Here is a 17,609-nt window from a genome sequence, read left to right on the forward strand (position 1 = left end):
CGTCGACTCAGTCCCAGGGCAGACCGACGAGCTTGCCCACGTGGCGTCCCAAGGCCATGTCCTCGTGCGCCTGGGCGATGTCGGCCAGAGGGTAGGAATGGACGGGCAGGAGATCGAGATCGCCCGACTCGATCCGGTCCAGGATCCGCTGAAGCACCTCTGCCGGCAGGTCCTGGGCCTGGCCGGAGTAGGTGGTCAGACGTACCCCGTTGGGGATCCAGTCCATCGGGTAGAAGTCAGAGATCGTCCACGAGTCAGACAGCATCCCGGAGAAGCAGACCGTTCCGTGAACCGCCGTCGCCGCCAGCGAGTCCTGCAGCGTCGGCACGCCGACCAGCTCAAGGACGGCGTGAACCCCACTCGGCTCTGCCTCGCGCAGCCGCGGAGCGACCTTTCCGTCGTCCAGGAGCGGGATGGCGCCTCGTGAGCGCAGTAGCTCCAGCCCGGCCTCGCGGCGGGAGGTCGCATAGACCCGGCAGCCCATGTCGGTTGCGAGCGCGGCCGTGGTCAGTCCGAGCGCCGAGGTACCTCCGCGTACGAGCAGGCTCTGCCCCGGCTGGAGATCCAGGCCTGTGGTCAGGGCTCCGTAGGCCGTCTGTAGTGTCTCGGGCACCGAGCCGATGACCTCCCAGGGCAGGCTGGAGCGGAAGGTGATGATCTGCGTGCGCGGTACGATGACGTACTGGGCGTATCCACCGTCGAAGACCCTTCCCATCCCGCCCATCATCGTGACCGTCTGGGTGCTGGGTGCCAGGATGCCCTCGGGGTCCAGGTCGATGACCCCGGAGGCCTCGATTCCCAGGATGCGAGGGAAGGTCATCCCCTCAGCCATGCCGTGCACGGAGTGGTACTCGCTGCGGTTGAGGCCGAAGGCCATGACCTTCAGACGCACCCAACCCTCGGGTGGGGCGGGAACCGGGAGCTCGACGACGTGGAGGTTGCTGATGCTCCCCGGTTCGCTGAGCCGGGCCGCCAGCATGGTTGGGGGAGTAGTAGCGTCAATCGTGTCCGGCATGTCTGCGCCTCCAGGGGGCGGGTGGTGGGTACCTGGGTATTTGCTTTCAATCCTGCACCAATCGCCTTGGTAAAGCCTGCCTCCCGGCAGCTCAGCAGGTGACGGCTGATACGGTTACCGCACGCCATACGGTCGTGCTGTCAGCGGCCATGAGAGGACATCCGGCACCTGCAATGAGCAGCACCATTATCTTCGACGCCGTCACCAAGCTGTACCCGGCCGGGAGGGGCGCCGGACCCGGCTCTCCCGCCGTCGACTCCTTCTCAGCCCGCATCGAGGCCGGCACCACCACCGTCCTGCTGGGTTCATCGGGCTGCGGCAAGACGACCCTGCTGCGCATGGTCAACCGCATGGTGGAGCCATCCAGCGGTCGGGTTCTCATCGACGACGAGGACATCGCCACCCGCGACGCCGTCGCTCTGCGTCGCTCCATCGGCTACGTCATGCAGAACGCGGGCCTGCTGCCGCACCGGCGCGTCATTGACAACATCACCCTCGTGCCCCGCCTCCAGGGCGCGGACCGCCGCGACGCCCGGCACCGGGCCCTCGAGCTGATGGATTTGCTCGACCTCGACCGCGACCTGGCCGGGCGCTACCCCCACCAGCTCTCCGGAGGTCAGGCCCAACGGGTCGGAGTGGCCCGGGCCCTGGCGGCCGATCCCGAGGTGCTCCTCATGGACGAGCCCTTCGGTGCCGTCGACCCCCTCGTGCGCCGCGAGCTCCAGCGCGAGATGGCCCGGATTCAGGTCGAGCTGGACAAGACGATCATCTTCGTCACCCACGACGTCGACGAGGCCCTCGCCCTGGGTGACGAGATCATCCTCCTGCGCGAGGGCGCCCAGATCGCCCAGCGCGGCAGCGGAGCCGAGTTGCTCGCCGACCCGGCCGACGACTTCGTGGCCCGCTTCCTCGGGCTCGACGACGCCGCACGCCAGCTACGGCTCAAGGACGTCGCCGAGACCCGGATCGTCCTGGACCGGGCCGGTCGCGTCGTCGGGCGCCTGTCCGAGGAGTCCGTCCTGGAGGCGGAGGGCCAGGCATGAACTGGGTCCTGGCCAACCTGCCCACCATCGCCGGGCACCTGCTGGCCCACCTGCTCCAGGCGGTCCCCGCGATCATCGCCTCCTTCGTCCTGGCGGTCCCCGTCGCCCGGCTGGCTCGCGCCTCCCGCCCGTTGCGCGCTGTGCTCGTGACCGGCTCCTCGCTGCTCTACGCCGTCCCCTCCCTGGCCCTGTTCGTCATCCTCCCCATCATCCTGGCCACCGGTATCCGCGACCCGCTCAACGTCATCGTGGCCCTGACCCTCTACGGGCTGGCGCTCCTGGTGCCGGCCACCGCTGACGCGCTGGACGCCGTTGACGCACGCGTCCTGGATGCCGCCACCGCCATGGGCATGGGGCGCATCCGCTGCTTCCTCACCGTTGAGCTGCCGCTGGCCGGCCCCGCGATCCTCACGGGTCTGCGTGTGGTGACGGTCTCGACGATCTCACTGACCACCGTCGGGGCGGTACTCGGTGTGCGCAGCCTCGGCTGGCTGTTCACCGACGGCTTCCAGCGCGGCATCACCGCGGAGATCGTCGCCGGTCTGGTCGCCACCGCGGCCCTGGCCCTTGTCCTGGACGGGCTCGTCCTCGCTCTGGGACGCCTGTGCCTGCCCTGGACCTGGAAGCGCGCCGGCGCCACCGGGCAGGTGCTCGAGGTGGACGGTGCGTCCGCGGCCGGCGGCCGTGAGGATGATGGCCGGGAGAAGCGGGAGGGCGAGTCATGAGGTTCGTCCTGGCCGCCCTGGCCTTTATCGCCGACCCCGCTCACTGGAGCAGTGCTATGGGGATCGGCCCGCTGATGATGCAGCACGCCGCGTACTCGCTGGCCGGCGTTCTCATCGCCGCTCTCATCGGAGTACCTACTGGCTGGTGGGTGGGCCACACCGGGTGCGGGCGCGCCTGGGTGCAGCCGCTCAGCGGCGCCGCCCGCTCCCTGCCCACCCTGGGCCTCATCACTCTGTTCGGTCTCGCACTCGGCGTCGGTTTGACCGCCCCCATGATCGCCTTCGTCGTCCTGGCCCTGCCCAGTGTCCTGGCCGGAGCCATGAGCGGCGTGCGGGCTGCCTCCGTCATGGCTGTCGACGGTGCTCGGGCCAGTGGCATGAGTGAGCTCCAGATCCTGGGAAGGGTGGAGATCCCCTTAGGGGCGCCGCTGCTCGTCGGCGGGCTGCGCTCGGCCAGCCTCCAGGTCATCTCCACCGCCACGCTGGCCGCCTACACCGGCGCCGGCGGGCTGGGCAGACTCATGTTCCTGGGCCTCAAGACTCAGGACTACGTCATGATGCTCGCCTCGGCAATGCTGGTCATCGCCCTCGCCCTGGCCTCCGAGGCCCTCTTCGCCCTCGCTCAGTGGGCTGTCACGCCCCCGGGCGCCCGGAAGCACCGGAAGGAATCAGCATGAACGCACGCTCCGCCCCGCGCTCCGGGAGACAACTGACGCGACGCGGCCTGCTGACCGGTGTCGGCGCACTGAGCGGACTGGCCGCCCTCAGCGCCTGCTCCAACACCGATCCCTTCGCCATCGACCAGGCCTCGGGGGGCTACTCCGGTGGCCCGATCATCATCGGCAGCCAGCAGTACTACTCCAATGAGATCATTGCCGAGCTCTACGCCCAGATGATGGAGAAAGTGGGACTGACCGTCACACGGCAGTACCAGATCGGCCAACGCGAGGTCTACCTGCCCGAGCTTGAGGCCGGCAAGATCCACGTCATCCCCGAGTACGGCGGCAACCTGCTGGAGTACTACAGCAAGACCTCCGCCTCAGGCAGCCCCACCGCTACGACAGGTGCCGCGGACCCTTCCCGCACCGCCAGCGATACTGCCTCCATCCAGGACACTCTGCTGAGGACTCTGCCGCACTCGCTGACCGTCCTGAACCCTGCCGAGGCGACGGATCAGGACTCCCTGACCGTCACCAAGGCCACCGCTCAGGCCCACTCCCTGACCTCGATTGCAGACCTGGCCTCCCTGGGGCGTCCCGTCACGATTGCCGCGAACTCGGAGTTCACCACCCGGCCCTACGGTCCCAAGGGCCTCAAGACGGTCTACGGCGTCGACGCCTCCGTCACGCCGGTGGAGGACTCCGGCGGTCCACTGACCGTCAAGGCGCTCACCGACGGCACCGTCGACGTCGCCGACATCTACTCAGCGGACCCTGCCATCCAGACGCAGAACCTCGTCATCCTGTCTGACCCTCAGATGCTCATCCTCCCGCAGAACGTCACCCCGCTGGTCTCGGCCTCACTGCCGGCCATCGCGGTAACCGCCATCAACCGGGTCTCGGCCCTGCTGGCCCCTGATGAGCTGCGCGCCCTCAACCGGCGCTCCACCGGTGAGGGCCTGAGCTCCAAGGTCATCGCCACCGACTGGCTCACCTCCAAGAAGCTGCTCTGAACGGAGAGCGGCCCGCAGTGCTCGGCGTGTCAGTGATGGCAGAGAGCGTGCGGACAACAGTTTGTGATCTCTTACATGCAGTCACTCTCTTTCGGAAAGTGAGTGCGCGTGAGAGAGTTTAGTTGTTCGTTCAACAACTAACGCTCAAGGAGCTCTCATGTCCGTCCCCTCCATCTCCATCATCGGCGCCGGCAACATCGGATCGGCGGTCGCGGGTCTGGCGGTCAAGGCCGGCGCCAGTACTCAGGTCCTGGTGCGCGACGCCTCCAAGGCCACCGACCTCTCGGGTGGCGACATCGCCGAGATCGGCTCGCCCCTGAGCGGTGACATCGTCGTCCTCGCCCTGCCCTACGCCGCCATCGACGAGGTCATCGCCACCTACGGCGCACAGGCCTTTGCCGGCAAGGTCGTCGTCGACCCGACCAACCCCCTGGACTTCACCACCCTCGACTCTCTCGTCCCTGCCGGCAGCTCTGCGAGCGCCGAGCTCGCCGTGAGGCTCCCGGACGCCCAGGTGGTCAAGGCCTTCAACACCGTCTTCGCCGCCGTCCTGGCGAGCGGTATCATCGGCGCTCGTCCGGCAACCGTCTTGGCCGCCTCCGACTCCGCGGAGGCCAAGGCGAGCCTGCGCTCGTTCGTCGAGGCTGCCGGACTGACGTGGGCAGACGCTGGCGAGCTCAAGCGGGCGGAGCGTCTGGAGGCGCTCGGAGCGCTGAACATCGCCCTGGGTGTCACGGAGCAGGTTGGTTGGACCGGCGGCCTCGCCGTCGTCGCTGAGTAAGGAGCACGGTCCGCGGGTAGCCTGTCACCCATGTCCGTCGTCGGCTGCTCACACGCGTGGGCGGCCGACGACGGATCAGCGACCAAGCACACGAGGAGACAACGTGGCCGACACTGAGCAGCCGACCGGCACGCATCATGCGGGGGAGATGGCGCCCAACCCCTATAGTCGCAGCTGCCCCTCACGTGGTCTGCTCAAGTCGCTCGGCGACCTGTGGACCGTGCTCGTCGTCGGGGCGCTCCACGAAGCGGACCAGCCGCAACGCTTCAAGGAGATAGCGACCCGCGTCGACGGTATCTCCACCAAGATGCTCACCCAGACCCTCAGGGGACTCGAGCGCGATGGACTCATCGAGCGCCATCAGTACCCTGAGATCCCGCCGCGAGTGACCTACGAGCTCACCGACTCTGGGCGAGGACTGGCGGAGGCACTCGCTCAGGTTGAGGCCTGGGCCACCGACCACCTCGGCGCTGTCACTGAGGCCCGGGCGCGCTATGACGCCACCCACTGAGTACCCATTGCGCTCACTGAGCGCGTCTAGAGGTGCCGCCACGTCTCCACTCGCCAGCGCGCGTCCCCGGACACGGGGCGCCACTGACCCTCCGGGTCGGACAGGGCGGGGTCGATGGCCCACTCCTGTGTGCTGATCCCGGGCGCTCGCACCGGCGCGGAGTCGAGCAGGCCTCGCTCGCGAGCCCGCTCAGTGGCATCCAGGTCCAGGACGCTGACAACGAGCACATTGGGCAGTCCTTCGGCCAGCGCCTGCTCGTAGACGCTGCCACCACCGATGACCCACAGGCGGGGGAGCCCAGCAGCACGCCCTTCGCGAGGGTCGTGCCCCAGCTCCGTGGCCAGGCCCCGCGCCGCCACCGAGAGCCCCTCGCGCAGTGAGCCAGCGCGGATCGCGCCCTCGGCCTGCCAGGACCGGTCACGGGTGAGGACCACGTTGCGTCGACCTGGCAGGGCGCCGGCCAATGACTCCCAGGTGGTGCGTCCCATGACCAGCCCGCAGCCCATGGTCGTGGCCTTGAAGTGGGCGAAGTCCGCGGGTACGCGCCACAGCATGCCGCCGTCGGCCCCCAGGAGGCCGGTCACGTCCTGGGCCCAGATCATTCCCAGGCCGCTCATACCGCGACCGGGGCCTTGATCGTGGGGTGGTGCTCGTAGCCCTGGGAAGCGTCGATGTCATCCATGTCGTAGGTGTCGATGGACGTGGCGCGCTTCAGGCGCAGCGTCGGGAAGGGGTATGCGCTCGGCACCCGGGAGAGCTGGGTGCGAACCTGCTCGACGTGGTTGTCATAGATGTGACAGTCCCCGCCGGTCCAGATGAGCTCACCGGGCTCCAGGTCCGCCTGCTGGGCGAGCATGTGGGTGAGCAGCGCGTAGGAGGCGATGTTGAAGGGCACGCCCAGGAACAGGTCGGCACTGCGCTGGTAGATCTGCAGGCTCAGACGACCATCGGCCACGTAGCACTGGAAGAAGGCGTGACAGGGCGCCAGGGCCATCGAGCCCAGGTCGGAGACGTTCCAGGCCGAGACCAGCATGCGCCGCGAGTCCGGGTCTGTGCGCAGCGTGTTGACGAGCCCGGTGACCTGGTCGATGGCGCCCCCGTCCCGGGTGGGCCAGGAGCGCCACTGGGAGCCGTAGACCGGTCCCAGCTCCCCGGAGCCATCGGCCCACTCGTCCCAGATCGTGATGCCCCGTTCCTGGAGCCAGCGCACGTTCGTGTCCCCGCGCAGGAACCACAGCAGCTCGCCCTTGACGGCCTTCATGGCCACGAACTTGGTGGTGATGCGCGGAAAGCCTTGTCCCAGGTCGTAGCGCAGCTGGCGGGCGAAGAGAGAACGCGTCCCGGTGCCGGTGCGGTCCGACTTCGGGGCGCCGTTGGTCAGGGCGTCCGCCAGAAGGTTCTCGTAGGCGGCGTCGACACCTGGCGGGGGGACGAGCCCCATCTGCTCCAGGGCCGGGTACCGGGTGGCCGACGGCGGTCGCCCGGTCGCGCTGCCGACGCCGCTCATGCGTCGATCACCTCGACACGGGAGTCGTCGACATAGCTGCCCAGAACGAGCTGGGGTCCCAGTGCGGCCTGCGCCCCCTCAATGACCTGGTTGGCCAGTGCCCGACCCCCGGACCAACCGATGGCGGCCCCGATCCCGAAGGGGATGAGGCGTCCCAGTGCCAGCGCCCCGCCTTTAGCGGCCGAGCGCTTGGCCACCCGCTTGATGAGATGGGCATTGATCGACTTCACCGATGGCAGCGGCATCTGCATGAGCATCTGCGCCGCCCAGAACATCGTGGACAGGCCCAGCTGGCCCTGAACCACCTCCGAGCCCTCCTTGCCCAGGAGCGCGGAGAGAACCAGGGCCCGACGGCGCTCGGCGTCGACGACGTGCACCCCCTGGATCTCCGCGACCGTCAGAACGTATGTGACGGCCGAGGCGATGAAGGCGGCGCTCTGGCCGACCGTCAGAGCGGCCGCTGCGCCGGTGCTGATCGCCGGCAGGGCGGCGGAGGCTCCGACCGCACCCGATGACAGCCCCGCGTCCCGCCGGAAGCGGGAGGCGGCCATCTCGACGAGCTCAGCGGAGTCCGCCCCGGGACGGTCCCGGCGCATCCGCGCCACCCGCTCCTCGATGCGGGCCGCCGGGATGGCAATGGCCTTGTCCAGGGCTCGTTCCAGCGAGGTGGCGGAGCGTTGGGTGCCGGAGGTGTTCACGGTTGTCTCCTCATGTGAGTGGGACAGGCGGCAGTGGGAGGGCGATGGAGAGGTGGAGAATCAGAGGCGCCCCGGGAGCCGGGGCGCCAGGGCCTCAGTCCTCGTTGGGGTCGACGATCGTCGTCGTGTAGGGGGCACCGTGCTCAATGGTGTGCCCCACGGTGCAGTGACGATCGACGGCGCTCGCAACCCGCTGGTTGAGCAGCTCACGCTGGCCGGCGTCGAGCGAGGACAGGTCGGTGACGATCTCGACCTGGAAGGACTCGTAGCGCTCCTCGGCGTCGTTCTTGACTGTCGAGCAGCCCACAGTGGCCTCGAAGTCCTCACCCAGGGCCTTGGCAAGGCGGTGGTCCGCCGAGAGGGTGTTGCAGGTCGCCAGTGCGATCTTCATCAGCTCACCGGGGGAGAACTCTCCCGGGCCCATGCCGATGCGTACCTCGGCACCGGCGGAGTTGCGGCCGATGTACTGACGTGTGCCTGTGCGCTCGGCCCACACGGCGCTGGGGGCGGAGGCGGAGGTGCTTGATGTGCTCATGGCCTGATCGTGCCACGAATCGGGGTCGGAGCCACTGCTGGCACCGGTGGACATGCCCGTGCTGCGCGTCTGGCGGAAAGAGGCGCAGCACGGGAATAACGGCGCCTGGAGGCCAGGCTCACAGGGGACGAGCGGATATGCGACGACGGAGGTGCTCAGTGCTCGGAGAGCCAGGCGGTGGCGCGGCGCTCCTCGTCCGCCACGACCCGCCCCACCATGCTCATTGCCTTCTCCTCAATGGTCTTGCCCACCAGGGGCACAGTGACCTTGAGGTCGACGTCGACGGTGACGGTGGTGGCCTCCTCGGCGCTGTCCGTGGCCGGAGCCATGGTGGAGGTGGCGCTGACCTTGACCGGGGCGTTCTTGATCGTCACGTCGTAGCCGCCGGAGCGTGAGCCGTCGTCCTTCGGCTCGCCCCAGGACTCAGCCACCGTGAAGGACACGGCGGAGCGCACCAGTCGTGAGGCGACAGAGGGCAGCTGAGAGGGCTGGATGGTCCCGGAGATGGTGGAGACGAATCCCTGACCGCGCTGGGCGACGTCGACCGAGGCGTCATTGAGCCCGGCTCGCCCGACCCGCTCCTCCTGGTAGGCGGGGTCGGCGAGCATCTGCGCGGTGCGCGCCGGACTTGCGGGATAGGTGATGGTGATGGTCTTCCTCATGGCTTGATCCTGCCATGTCCACCGGAACGGGGCACGTTCTGGTCATGGTGGGACCCGGGAGCCGCAGTGCGGCTCATACGGCTGACCGCGGCGGTGATCAGGGTTTGAACATGTGTCCTGCTTGGCAATTAGCCGGCTCAACGAGCCGGGTTCGCTCACTGCCGATAACCTTGAGAGGTGCCTAATCTTCTGCCCAGCGCCCTCAGAGACGCAGTCGACCTCGCTGAGGCCGACCTCGACTGGATCCACCAGCTGGTGGCCGACTGGCAGCTGATCGCGGACCTGTCCACCTCCGACCTGGTCCTGTGGGTGCGCACCCGCGCGGGGCGCTTCATCGCCGCCGGGCACACCCGCCCCTCAGGCGGAACCACTGTCCACCTCGAGGACGTTATCGGGCGACGCATGCCCGCCTCACGTGAGGCCATGGCCCTGGAGTCGCTGAGCACCGCCCAGATCCAGGACGCCGCCGAGCCGTACTGGACCGGCACCGCCGCGGTCCAGGAGGAGTACATCCCGGTTGTCCACGCCGGCACACCGATCGCGGTCGTCACCCGGGAGACCTCGGTGGGCGTCATCCGAGGAGGACGTATCGTCGAGCGGGAGATGGAGGAGATCGCCGACGTCCTGTGCCAGATGACCGCAGTGGGAGACTTCCCCATTCAGGGTGCCGGCACCACGATCCGCCATGGAACTCCTCGTGTGTCCGACGGCGTTCTGCGTCTGGACGAGGAGGGACGGATCGTCTACGTCAGCCCTAACGGGCGTTCCTGCTTCCACCGCCTGGGCATCGAGGGCGAGATGGAGGGCATCCAGCTCGCCGAGGCCGTCACCTCGATCATTCCGGCTCGCACCCCCGTCGATGAGACTCTGGCCGTGGTCCTCATGGGGCGGCAGGCCTGGCTCACCGAGGTCGAGGTCGGAGGCGTGTTCCTCTCGCTGCGCTCCATCCCTCTGGCACTGAACGGGCGCCGCTCCGGGGCGGCTCTCCTGGTCCGTGACGTCACCGAGGTGCGCCGGCGCGAGCAGGTCCTGCTCAACAAGGACGCCACCATCCGCGAGGTTCACCACCGGGTCAAGAACAACCTGCAGACCGTCTCGGCGCTGCTGCGGATGCAGGCACGTCGCGCCTCGAACGAGGAGACCCGCCAGGCCCTGTCCGAGGCCGAGCGGCGCGTGACCACCATCGCCACCGTTCACGACGCCTTGAGCCATAACGTCAATGAGCGGGTGGACTTCGACGACGTCTTCTCCTCCGTCCTGCGCATGGCGGCGGTCGTGGCCTCACCGACCGGGCAGGTCAGCACCGTTCTGGAGGGCTCGTTCGGCGTTGTCGACGCGGACACTGCCCAGGCCCTGGCCACCGTGCTGGCCGAGCTGGTCACCAACGCCGTCGAGCACGGGCTCGACGGACGTGACGGCCGAGTGACGGTCAAGGCATGCCGTGACGAGGATCGGCTCGAGGTTCACGTCATGGACGATGGTGCCGGCCTGTCTCCGGATACTCTCATGACCGGTCTGGGAACACGGATCGTCACCACACTTGTGCGCGGAGAACTGCGTGGGAGCATCGACTGGCAGTCTTTGAGCGGAGGAGGTACTGACGTCGTCATCCACGCTCGTCTTAACCAGAGGGCTGCCAGGAGTGACGCCTGACCGTTCGATACCTGGCTATCGAATACATCGACATCAATAAAACGGCGTTCGCACGTTTACTCGTGCGAACGCCGTTGCGTGAAGAACTTGATCGGCTTTCAGGACGACCGGCGGGCGCGAGCTGCGCGACGCTTGAGAGAACGACGCTCGTCCTCGCTCATGCCGCCCCAGACTCCGGCATCCTGACCGTTCTCCAGAGCCCACTTCAGGCAGGTGTCCACTACCTCGCAACGGCCGCACACCTCTTTGGCCTTGGCGATCTGGGCGATAGCGGGACCGGTGTTTCCTACGGGGAAGAAGAGCTCAGGGTCGACGGTGAGACATGCGGCTTGGCTGCGCCAGTCCATAAGGGCCCCCTTCAAGGTCATCAGTCACGCAGCTATCGCAGGCTCGGCTTGTCAGAGCTCGGCGGCCACGTCCGAGAACAACTTTCACACGCAGGGGGGCGGTGGGCAAGACTTCGATCGTGAGACCTGTGCCGATGCCCTGTCGTGATCCTCACAAGGGACTGGCATGTTGAGATAATGCCACTTTCCTTCATTGAGAATGCCTGTTAAACAGGGTGTTCAATAGGGAGGCCGTTGTTTTCAGGGCGGGGCAACACGATCTGAATCGGCAGACACGTTCCGCGATAGACGAGTGCCCCGCGTCCGGGAAGCGTCATCGCCCTCGGGTCGGTGACGGTTCTCAAGGACATTCCTGCGGCCTGATCGGCATGCCGCAGACCGGGCCACAGCACGACGAGCGCCTCGCGCTCACGCAACGTCGAGATCGCGCCTCGAAAGGTGGCGGCGACCTTCTCCGTTGAGGCTGACGCCAGGACTACCTCCGAGTGCGCCAGGGCGGTCTCCACGTGACTGGTGGTGGCGGCGTCCGCCAGATCCAGGTCATCGACGACGAGGACGTCTGGGGTGAGTACCTGGGCCAGCGCCCGCAGTGCCGTGGAACGCCCCGAGCCGGGTGGCCCGGCGACCAGGACGCTGGTGTGCTCCGGAAGCGCGACGGGAGCCGCCGCATCCCCTCCCACCGCCCAGGTGCCGCTGGGCACCTGCTCCCAGGTGATCCGTGCCGGTAGCGGCTCGAGCTTCAAGGCGGAGCGGCGGGCGCTGTCGGGGCGGGACGCAGTGGGGCCCTTGCGCAGGATGATCTGGCAGGCAGTCGTGTCCGCCCCGTCCAGGATGACTCCTCGCCCCGCTAGGCCACCGGTCACCACTCCGCGGGGAAGCCCTGCGAGAGCGGCCTGGGTGCTGGTGGCCGCGCCCAGGACCAGCCTCAGTCCCACGGAGATGGCCCAGCGAGAGGTGGAGGCAGCCAGCGGAGCGGTCAGCAGCAGGGGCATGCTCGTGGCCGTTGCGGTACGGATGACGGCCTCCAGCAGGGCGTTGCCCTGGCCGGGGCCCAGGACCTCATCAATGGCGGTGACGAGTGCCTCGACGTTGTCGAGGCACAGCAGATCGCCGCCCAGACGTCCACCGGCTGCGAGTCCCCACAGCCGGGCCAGGCGCCGCGGGTCCTCCACACCGACCACGGTTCCCACCCCGGGGTGTGTGAGGAGTCCGCCTGGGTCTGCAGTGGTGCCCCCGGTCTCAACGGAGCCGGTGAGTGCCGGGGTGGCGAGCCCGCACAGGTGCACTCCTCGACCTGCGCGCAGGACCGCAGTCGCAGCCGAGACCACGAGCGTGGAGCGGCCTGCACCAGGCGCCCCGAGCACCAGGAGAGGACGCGTGAGAGGCCAGTGCCACAGCCCCAGGCTCTGGCGGCGAGGAAGATCTGTGAGAGCCAGAAGCACTCGGTCACCAGCTGCCCCGTCCCGGACAGGTTCTCCGGGGTCCTTGAGGGGCCCCCGTGGGTCCCGGGGCCTTCCCAGCTCGAGCGCCCTGGCCTCATCGACAACGGCAGGCAGCGCGGGTGCCCAGGGACGCCATGGACGAACATGGCCGTCGGCAGCGCCCGAGACCAGGTCGACGATCTCCTGCACGTCGTGGGCCGAGCCGCACCAGGGGGCCTGAAGCACCTGGTCACCGACCACGTTGCCGCGGTCCTGTGGGCCGGCGCCGGATGCGTTGCCGGATCCGTCGGTACCGCCGATGAGGACTCGCCCGGGATGGCGGCTGAGCCTGGCGGCGCCATCGTGTCCCAAGACGTCCCTGGAGTCGGCGGCGTCGAGAACCCGTAGACACACCCGCAAGGAGGCGTTGGCCCGGATCGCGGGGGAGACGGTGCCCTGAGGGCGCTGCGTGGCCAGAATGAGGTGGATCCCCAGACTGCGTCCCTGAGCGGCGATGCGCACCAACGACTCCAGGACCTCGGCGTGCTCGCCGACCAGGGTGGCGAACTCGTCGACTGCCACGACCAGGTGGGGGATATCGGCTTGCGGTGGCAGGGAGGAGATGTCCTTGGCGCCGTGCTCGGCCAGGATCCTCTCGCGTCGGCGCACCTCGGTCTCCAAGGAGGACAGCGCCCGCTCGGTACCTGCCGGGTCCAGGTCGGTGAGGACCCCGGCCGTGTGGGGCAGCCCGGCGAGCGGGCCGAAGGCGGCCCCTCCCTTGTAGTCGACGAGGACCATGGTCAGGCGGTCCGGTGGGTGGGTCAGCGCCAGCTGCATCAGCCAGGAGATGAGCAGCTCGGACTTTCCCGATCCTGTTGTTCCGGCCAGCAGCGCGTGCGGGCCGTCCACCACCAGATCGGCCCGTACCGGCCCCTGAGACCCGACTCCCAGCACTGCGGACAGGGACGGTGCCCCTCCTCTCGTTGAGTGCGCCTGCTCCTCCCACCGTGCCCGCAGCTCGTGGGCGTCGAGGTCGTCCGTGACCTCACTGAGGACAACCAGGTCGGGAACGTCGTCGAGAGGCGATGATGACGTGGCTGGCGTCGTGATTCTGGAACGGCACAGGTGACGGACCGTGTCCCACCAGGCGGGCGAGCATGTCGGCGCCCCGACCGGGGCCGGGCGCGTGCTCAGCGCCTGCGGCGGAACCTGGTCTCCCGGGCAGGTCAGCAGCTGAGCGACGTGCGGATGCGCCTGCGGCCCCCAGGTGAGACGAGCTCCACGCAGGCCGGTCACCCTCTCGCCGCCCCGGTCTTCCGCTACGTCTGTCGTCGGCATGCACGCCAGGTCCTCCAGCTCGCTCAACCGGACCTCGTCACGGGCCAGGAGCTGGGCGCACCACCATCTCAGAGCGCTCTCGGCGTCCTCGCCCACCAGGGCCAGGCTCTCCCCGTCGGCGAGGGAGAGGACGCACCGTCGTCGGCGCACGCCAGTCCAGGCGGCCAGCGTCTCATGGGAGCCCGACGTCGCCACAGAGCCGTCTGCCTCGGGGGTCGCAGCGGACTGGACGGTGCTGGAGCGAGCCGCCAGGGCCAGCAGCATCGTGGCCGGATCAGGGCGGCCCCCTCGCCATCCCGGCTGGCGTCCGCCGTGACGCCGGCGACCGCGCCAATGAGTCCCCTCGGCGTGCCCGGTACGGCCTGCTCGGCGCTGTTGCAGGAAGGGGACCAGGCGCATAATCGTCATGGCGAGCATCGGCGCGACCATGATCATGCCCATCGCCCCTCGGTTCCCGGTCATGAACGCGATCGCCGCCGAGCCGGCCATGACCAGTGCGCAGACCAGTGCGGCCACCATCGACCAGGCCATCGACGAGGCCGACGCGGGAGCCGGCACCACGAGGTTGGCGGGGCGCCTGCGCAACTCAATCACAGTGTCCCCCAGACGCAGCAGCGTCCCCTCGCCCAGCCTGGTCTCCCCGCGCAGACGCAGCCACAGCCCCAGGTGCCAGTAGCGGTAGGTGCCGTTGGCCGATCCGCAGTCCTGGACCAGGACCCGGCCAGAGTACAGTCGTAGGCGCAGATGGCGGCGTGAGACTAGCGGATCGCTCAGCACCTCGCCGCGCCCCAGGACACGACCGTCCCTGACGGCCATCACCAGACCGCAGTCGGGACCGTCCAGAACCGCAAGGTGCCATGGGCCGGCCAGCGCGGCAAGAGCCGCGCCCGCAGCTGCTTCGCCCGCCGAGCGCGGGCGGAACGAGGAGGACGATACGGAGACGCGCTCCGAGTGGCGCGGACGGATGTTGAGGACGTCAGTGGTGGTACTCACCGCTCCAGAATCGCCGGTTGACTCTGCCACGTCGTCGGCAGGCCGCTCCGGCTGTGGACAGCATTGCCGTTCCTGGCCGTTTACGATCGCTGTGGTTACCTGTGAAGCCCGGATACCACCGTAATGGCCAGGTTCGCAGAGCCCATGTACTCCCGGTGCGCCTCTCGGGACGCCTGAAACCGATGGGACCCCGATTGAGGAAGGATGGCCCCATGACTGACACCGACGCTCCCCGCGGTTCTGCTCCTGGACCGGCCGCCCCGATTCTCTCAGCCTCTTCTCCGGCAGGTTCCAGTCAGCGGGGTGGGGCGGAGCTGGGCGCCGTCCCCGCTCGGGCCCGCAAACGCTGGGGCGAGCTGGTGCGTGACATTGAGGCTGCCCGCGACACCTACTACAACGCGGTCGACGCCGAGAGCCCTCTGTCCGATGCCGACTACGACGTCCTCTACCGGGAGCTGGAGGACCTGGAGTCCGCCCACCCGGCCCTGGCCCGGGCCGGATCACCGACCCGCAGCGTGGGAGGTCGCGCCGTCACCGACTTCGCTCCGGCCCCCCACCATCAGCGCATGTACTCCTTGCAGGACGTCTTCTCCCTCGATGAGGTCCAGGAGTGGGCAGAGCGCATGACGGTCGAGACCGGGGTGGCCGACAACGAGCTCGCCATGACCGCCGAGGTCAAGATTGATGGCCTGGCCGTCGCCCTGACCTACGAGGACGGAATCCTCACCCGGGCCGCGACCCGTGGTGACGGCACCACGGGCGAGGACGTGACCGGCAACGTGCGCACCATTGCCTCCGTCCCCCTGATCCTGAGCGGTGACGCCCACCCCTCCCTGCTCGAGGTGCGCGGTGAGGTCTACTTCCCCACCCAGGAGTTCGAGGCCTTCAACGAGGAGCGCCGTACCCGCAACGTGCAGCGGCAGGCCGACGGTGCCCCGCTCCTGCAGGTCTTTGCCAATCCTCGCAATGCCGCCGCAGGCTCACTGCGCCAGAAGAACCCGGCTGTCACCGCCTCCCGGCCCCTGGCGATGATCGCCCACGGGGTGGGTGCGATCACTCCGGCTCCGGGGGAGGGGCTCCCAACCTGGCAGCACGAGTGGTACGAGCTCCTGGCCGGTTGGGGACTGCCGGTCTCCCCGTACACCGCTGTGGTGCGAGGACGCTCAGAGCGCGAGGCGTACATCGAGCACTACGCCGCCCACCGCCACGACCTCATCCACGAGATCGACGGTATCGTCTTCAAGCTCGACGACCACTCCCTCCAGCGCCGCCTCGGCCACACCTCCCGGGTGCCTCGCTGGGCCACGGCCTACAAGTACCCGCCCGAGGAGGTCCGCACCCGCCTGCTGGACATCGCCGTCCAGGTCGGGCGCACCGGACGCGTCACCCCCTTCGGCATGATGGAACCGGTCCTCGTTGCCGGTTCGACGGTGGCCCGAGCCACCCTTCACAACGCCACTGAGGTGGCACGCAAGGGTGTGCGCGTCGGGGACATGGTCATCGTGCGCAAGGCCGGTGACGTCATCCCCGAGATCCTGGGACCGGTCGCCGACCTGCGCGACGGCAGCGAGCGGGAATTCGTTATGCCGACGCACTGTCCCTCCTGCGGAACCGAGCTGGCGCCCGCCAAGGACGGCGACGTCGACCTGCGCTGCCCCAATACCCGCTCCTGCCCCGCTCAGCTGACCGAGCGGATCGCCCACATCGGCTCGCGGGGCGCTCTGGACATCGAGGGGCTGGGCGACGAGGCCGCCGGGGCCCTCACCCGGCCCGATGCCGGACGCCGAGAGGCCCTGACCGCGCTCGCGGCGGGGCGGAGCCTGGAGACCGAACGCGGACGACTCGGCCTGCCTGCCGGTGAGCTCGACGCCCTGCACGCCTCCCAGCGGGTGGAGGCCGTCGAGGAGCTTCTGAGACAGGCGGGGATCGCCGAGCAGACGCCGGTGCTCACCGGTGAGGCCACCCTGTTCGACCTGACCGAGGACGACCTGCGCGAGGTCTTCGTGTGGCGCCCCGTCTCCCGCCGGGGTGCCCCCACCGGGGACTGGCGCTTGAGCCGCTTCTTCTGGACCAAGCAGAGCTACGACGCCGACGGTGAGGTCAAGAAGGTGACAGCACCCGGTAAGAACGCTGTCGCCATGCTCTCCCAGCTCCGCGACGCCCGCACCCGCCCGCTCTGGCGCATCCTGGTGGCGCTGTCCGTGCGCCACGTCGGGCCGACCGCCGCCAGGGCCCTGGCCTCGCGCTTCAGGTCCCTGGAGGCCTTGTGCCAGGCTGACGTCTCCGCGCTGGCCGAGGTCGACGGCGTGGGGTCCACCATCGCCGAGTCCTGGGTGCGGTGGCGCGAGGTCGACTGGCACCGCGAGATCCTCAGCCGTTGGGAGGCAGCGGGGGTTCGCACCCAGGAGGAGGCCTCGGACCAGCAGGAGGAGCCGGCGCGGACCCTGGAGGGGCTGACCGTCGTCGTCACCGGCTCTCTTGAGGGATTCACTCGTGACAGTGCCAAGGAGGCCATCGTCTCGCGAGGGGGCAAGGCCTCGGGGAGCGTCTCGAAGAAGACGAGCTTCGTCGTCGTCGGAGACAAGGCCGGCTCCAAGGAGGCCAAGGCCCGAGAACTGGGACTGACGATCCTTGACGAGGACGGCTTTGTGACGCTGCTGGAAGGAGGGCCCCAGGCGGTCTCCTGACACCTCGTCAGCGGGGGCGGG

The 17,609-nt window shown here is 68.8% G+C and carries 16 protein-coding genes; 8 read left to right on the forward strand and 8 right to left on the reverse strand.

Annotated features, from left to right (window positions below; genetic code table 11):
- Positions 1-7 precede the first annotated feature (7 nt).
- Complete coding sequence (locus tag BKH33_RS03595) at positions 8-1,015, reverse strand: zinc-binding dehydrogenase (RefSeq protein WP_003779482.1); 1,008 nt, start codon at positions 1,013-1,015, stop codon at positions 8-10.
- 173 nt (positions 1,016-1,188) lie between these two features.
- Between BKH33_RS03595 and BKH33_RS03600 the strand changes: the two genes are divergently transcribed.
- The 6 genes from BKH33_RS03600 to BKH33_RS03625 all read left to right on the forward strand — a co-directional run bounded on the left by BKH33_RS03600 (position 1,189) and on the right by BKH33_RS03625 (position 5,747).
- The gene (locus BKH33_RS03600; protein ID WP_003779460.1) at positions 1,189-2,058 is read left to right on the forward strand and encodes an ABC transporter ATP-binding protein; all 870 of its coding nucleotides are present in this window, start codon (positions 1,189-1,191) and stop codon (positions 2,056-2,058) included.
- Positions 2,055-2,783, forward strand: coding sequence for an ABC transporter permease (locus BKH33_RS03605; protein ID WP_003779458.1), 729 nt, complete (start codon positions 2,055-2,057; stop codon positions 2,781-2,783). Before BKH33_RS03600 ends, BKH33_RS03605 begins: the two co-directional genes overlap by 4 nt.
- The gene (locus BKH33_RS03610; RefSeq protein WP_003779445.1) at positions 2,780-3,460 is read left to right on the forward strand and encodes an ABC transporter permease; all 681 of its coding nucleotides are present in this window, start codon (positions 2,780-2,782) and stop codon (positions 3,458-3,460) included. The genes BKH33_RS03605 and BKH33_RS03610 overlap by 4 nt, the downstream gene beginning before the upstream one ends.
- Positions 3,457-4,455: an ABC transporter substrate-binding protein gene (locus BKH33_RS03615; protein WP_003779484.1), complete on the forward strand. Its 999-nt coding sequence runs from the start codon at positions 3,457-3,459 to the stop codon at positions 4,453-4,455. The genes BKH33_RS03610 and BKH33_RS03615 overlap by 4 nt, the downstream gene beginning before the upstream one ends.
- 157 nt (positions 4,456-4,612) lie before the next feature.
- Complete coding sequence (locus BKH33_RS03620) at positions 4,613-5,236, forward strand: NADPH-dependent F420 reductase (RefSeq protein ID WP_003779447.1); 624 nt, start codon at positions 4,613-4,615, stop codon at positions 5,234-5,236.
- A gap of 103 nt (positions 5,237-5,339) precedes the next feature.
- Complete coding sequence (locus tag BKH33_RS03625; RefSeq protein WP_003779486.1) at positions 5,340-5,747, forward strand: winged helix-turn-helix transcriptional regulator; 408 nt, start codon at positions 5,340-5,342, stop codon at positions 5,745-5,747.
- Between the two features lie 26 nt (positions 5,748-5,773).
- On the opposite strand, the gene BKH33_RS03630 is transcribed toward BKH33_RS03625, so the two are convergent.
- From BKH33_RS03630 to BKH33_RS03650, 5 genes are all read right to left on the reverse strand, one after another.
- Positions 5,774-6,364 (reverse strand): dihydrofolate reductase, encoded by a 591-nt coding sequence (locus BKH33_RS03630; RefSeq protein WP_043538504.1) that lies wholly within the window; start codon positions 6,362-6,364, stop codon positions 5,774-5,776.
- Complete coding sequence (locus BKH33_RS03635) at positions 6,361-7,254, reverse strand: thymidylate synthase (protein WP_003779461.1); 894 nt, start codon at positions 7,252-7,254, stop codon at positions 6,361-6,363. Before BKH33_RS03635 ends, BKH33_RS03630 begins: the two co-directional genes overlap by 4 nt.
- On the reverse strand, positions 7,251-7,952 hold the full coding sequence (locus tag BKH33_RS03640; RefSeq protein ID WP_003779441.1) for a hypothetical protein: 702 nt from the start codon (positions 7,950-7,952) through the stop codon (positions 7,251-7,253). Before BKH33_RS03640 ends, BKH33_RS03635 begins: the two co-directional genes overlap by 4 nt.
- Positions 7,953-8,046: 94 nt before the next feature.
- On the reverse strand, positions 8,047-8,487 hold the full coding sequence (locus BKH33_RS03645) for an OsmC family protein (RefSeq protein WP_043538507.1): 441 nt from the start codon (positions 8,485-8,487) through the stop codon (positions 8,047-8,049).
- A gap of 155 nt (positions 8,488-8,642) precedes the next feature.
- On the reverse strand, positions 8,643-9,149 hold the full coding sequence (locus tag BKH33_RS03650; RefSeq protein WP_003779467.1) for a DUF2505 domain-containing protein: 507 nt from the start codon (positions 9,147-9,149) through the stop codon (positions 8,643-8,645).
- Positions 9,150-9,326: 177 nt separating this feature from the next.
- On the opposite strand from BKH33_RS03650, the gene BKH33_RS03655 reads away from it, so the two are divergent.
- Complete coding sequence (locus tag BKH33_RS03655) at positions 9,327-10,802, forward strand: sensor histidine kinase (RefSeq protein ID WP_003779465.1); 1,476 nt, start codon at positions 9,327-9,329, stop codon at positions 10,800-10,802.
- Positions 10,803-10,900: 98 nt separating this feature from the next.
- Here the strand turns inward: BKH33_RS03655 and BKH33_RS03660 are convergent, their stop codons facing one another.
- Together BKH33_RS03660 and BKH33_RS03665 are read right to left on the reverse strand one after the other, a co-directional pair.
- Complete coding sequence (locus BKH33_RS03660; RefSeq protein WP_003779481.1) at positions 10,901-11,149, reverse strand: WhiB family transcriptional regulator; 249 nt, start codon at positions 11,147-11,149, stop codon at positions 10,901-10,903.
- 206 nt (positions 11,150-11,355) lie between these two features.
- On the reverse strand, positions 11,356-14,901 hold the full coding sequence (locus BKH33_RS03665) for an FtsK/SpoIIIE domain-containing protein (RefSeq protein WP_003779463.1): 3,546 nt from the start codon (positions 14,899-14,901) through the stop codon (positions 11,356-11,358).
- A gap of 212 nt (positions 14,902-15,113) precedes the next feature.
- On the opposite strand from BKH33_RS03665, the gene ligA reads away from it, so the two are divergent.
- On the forward strand, positions 15,114-17,588 hold the full coding sequence (ligA, locus tag BKH33_RS03670) for an NAD-dependent DNA ligase LigA (protein ID WP_003779443.1): 2,475 nt from the start codon (positions 15,114-15,116) through the stop codon (positions 17,586-17,588).
- The last annotated feature ends 21 nt before the right edge of the window (positions 17,589-17,609 follow it).

This window comes from Actinomyces naeslundii (assembly GCF_001956585.1).
Lineage (GTDB): Bacteria > Actinomycetota > Actinomycetes > Actinomycetales > Actinomycetaceae > Actinomyces > Actinomyces naeslundii.

What these genes read in the sequence shown, in the direction of transcription:
- BKH33_RS03660 (WP_003779481.1), bottom strand. Translation starts at nt 11,149, where the DNA reads ATGGACTGGCGCAGCCAAGCCGCATGTCTCACCGTCGACCCTGAGCTC.
- BKH33_RS03600 (WP_003779460.1), top strand. Translation starts at nt 1,189, where the DNA reads ATGAGCAGCACCATTATCTTCGACGCCGTCACCAAGCTGTACCCGGCC.
- BKH33_RS03635 (WP_003779461.1), bottom strand. Translation starts at nt 7,254, where the DNA reads ATGAGCGGCGTCGGCAGCGCGACCGGGCGACCGCCGTCGGCCACCCGG.
- BKH33_RS03620 (WP_003779447.1), top strand. Translation starts at nt 4,613, where the DNA reads ATGTCCGTCCCCTCCATCTCCATCATCGGCGCCGGCAACATCGGATCG.
- BKH33_RS03595 (WP_003779482.1), bottom strand. Translation starts at nt 1,015, where the DNA reads ATGCCGGACACGATTGACGCTACTACTCCCCCAACCATGCTGGCGGCC.
- BKH33_RS03605 (WP_003779458.1), top strand. Translation starts at nt 2,055, where the DNA reads ATGAACTGGGTCCTGGCCAACCTGCCCACCATCGCCGGGCACCTGCTG.
- BKH33_RS03610 (WP_003779445.1), top strand. Translation starts at nt 2,780, where the DNA reads ATGAGGTTCGTCCTGGCCGCCCTGGCCTTTATCGCCGACCCCGCTCAC.
- BKH33_RS03630 (WP_043538504.1), bottom strand. Translation starts at nt 6,364, where the DNA reads ATGAGCGGCCTGGGAATGATCTGGGCCCAGGACGTGACCGGCCTCCTG.
- BKH33_RS03650 (WP_003779467.1), bottom strand. Translation starts at nt 9,149, where the DNA reads ATGAGGAAGACCATCACCATCACCTATCCCGCAAGTCCGGCGCGCACC.
- BKH33_RS03615 (WP_003779484.1), top strand. Translation starts at nt 3,457, where the DNA reads ATGAACGCACGCTCCGCCCCGCGCTCCGGGAGACAACTGACGCGACGC.
- BKH33_RS03645 (WP_043538507.1), bottom strand. Translation starts at nt 8,487, where the DNA reads ATGAGCACATCAAGCACCTCCGCCTCCGCCCCCAGCGCCGTGTGGGCC.
- ligA (WP_003779443.1), top strand. Translation starts at nt 15,114, where the DNA reads ATGACTGACACCGACGCTCCCCGCGGTTCTGCTCCTGGACCGGCCGCC.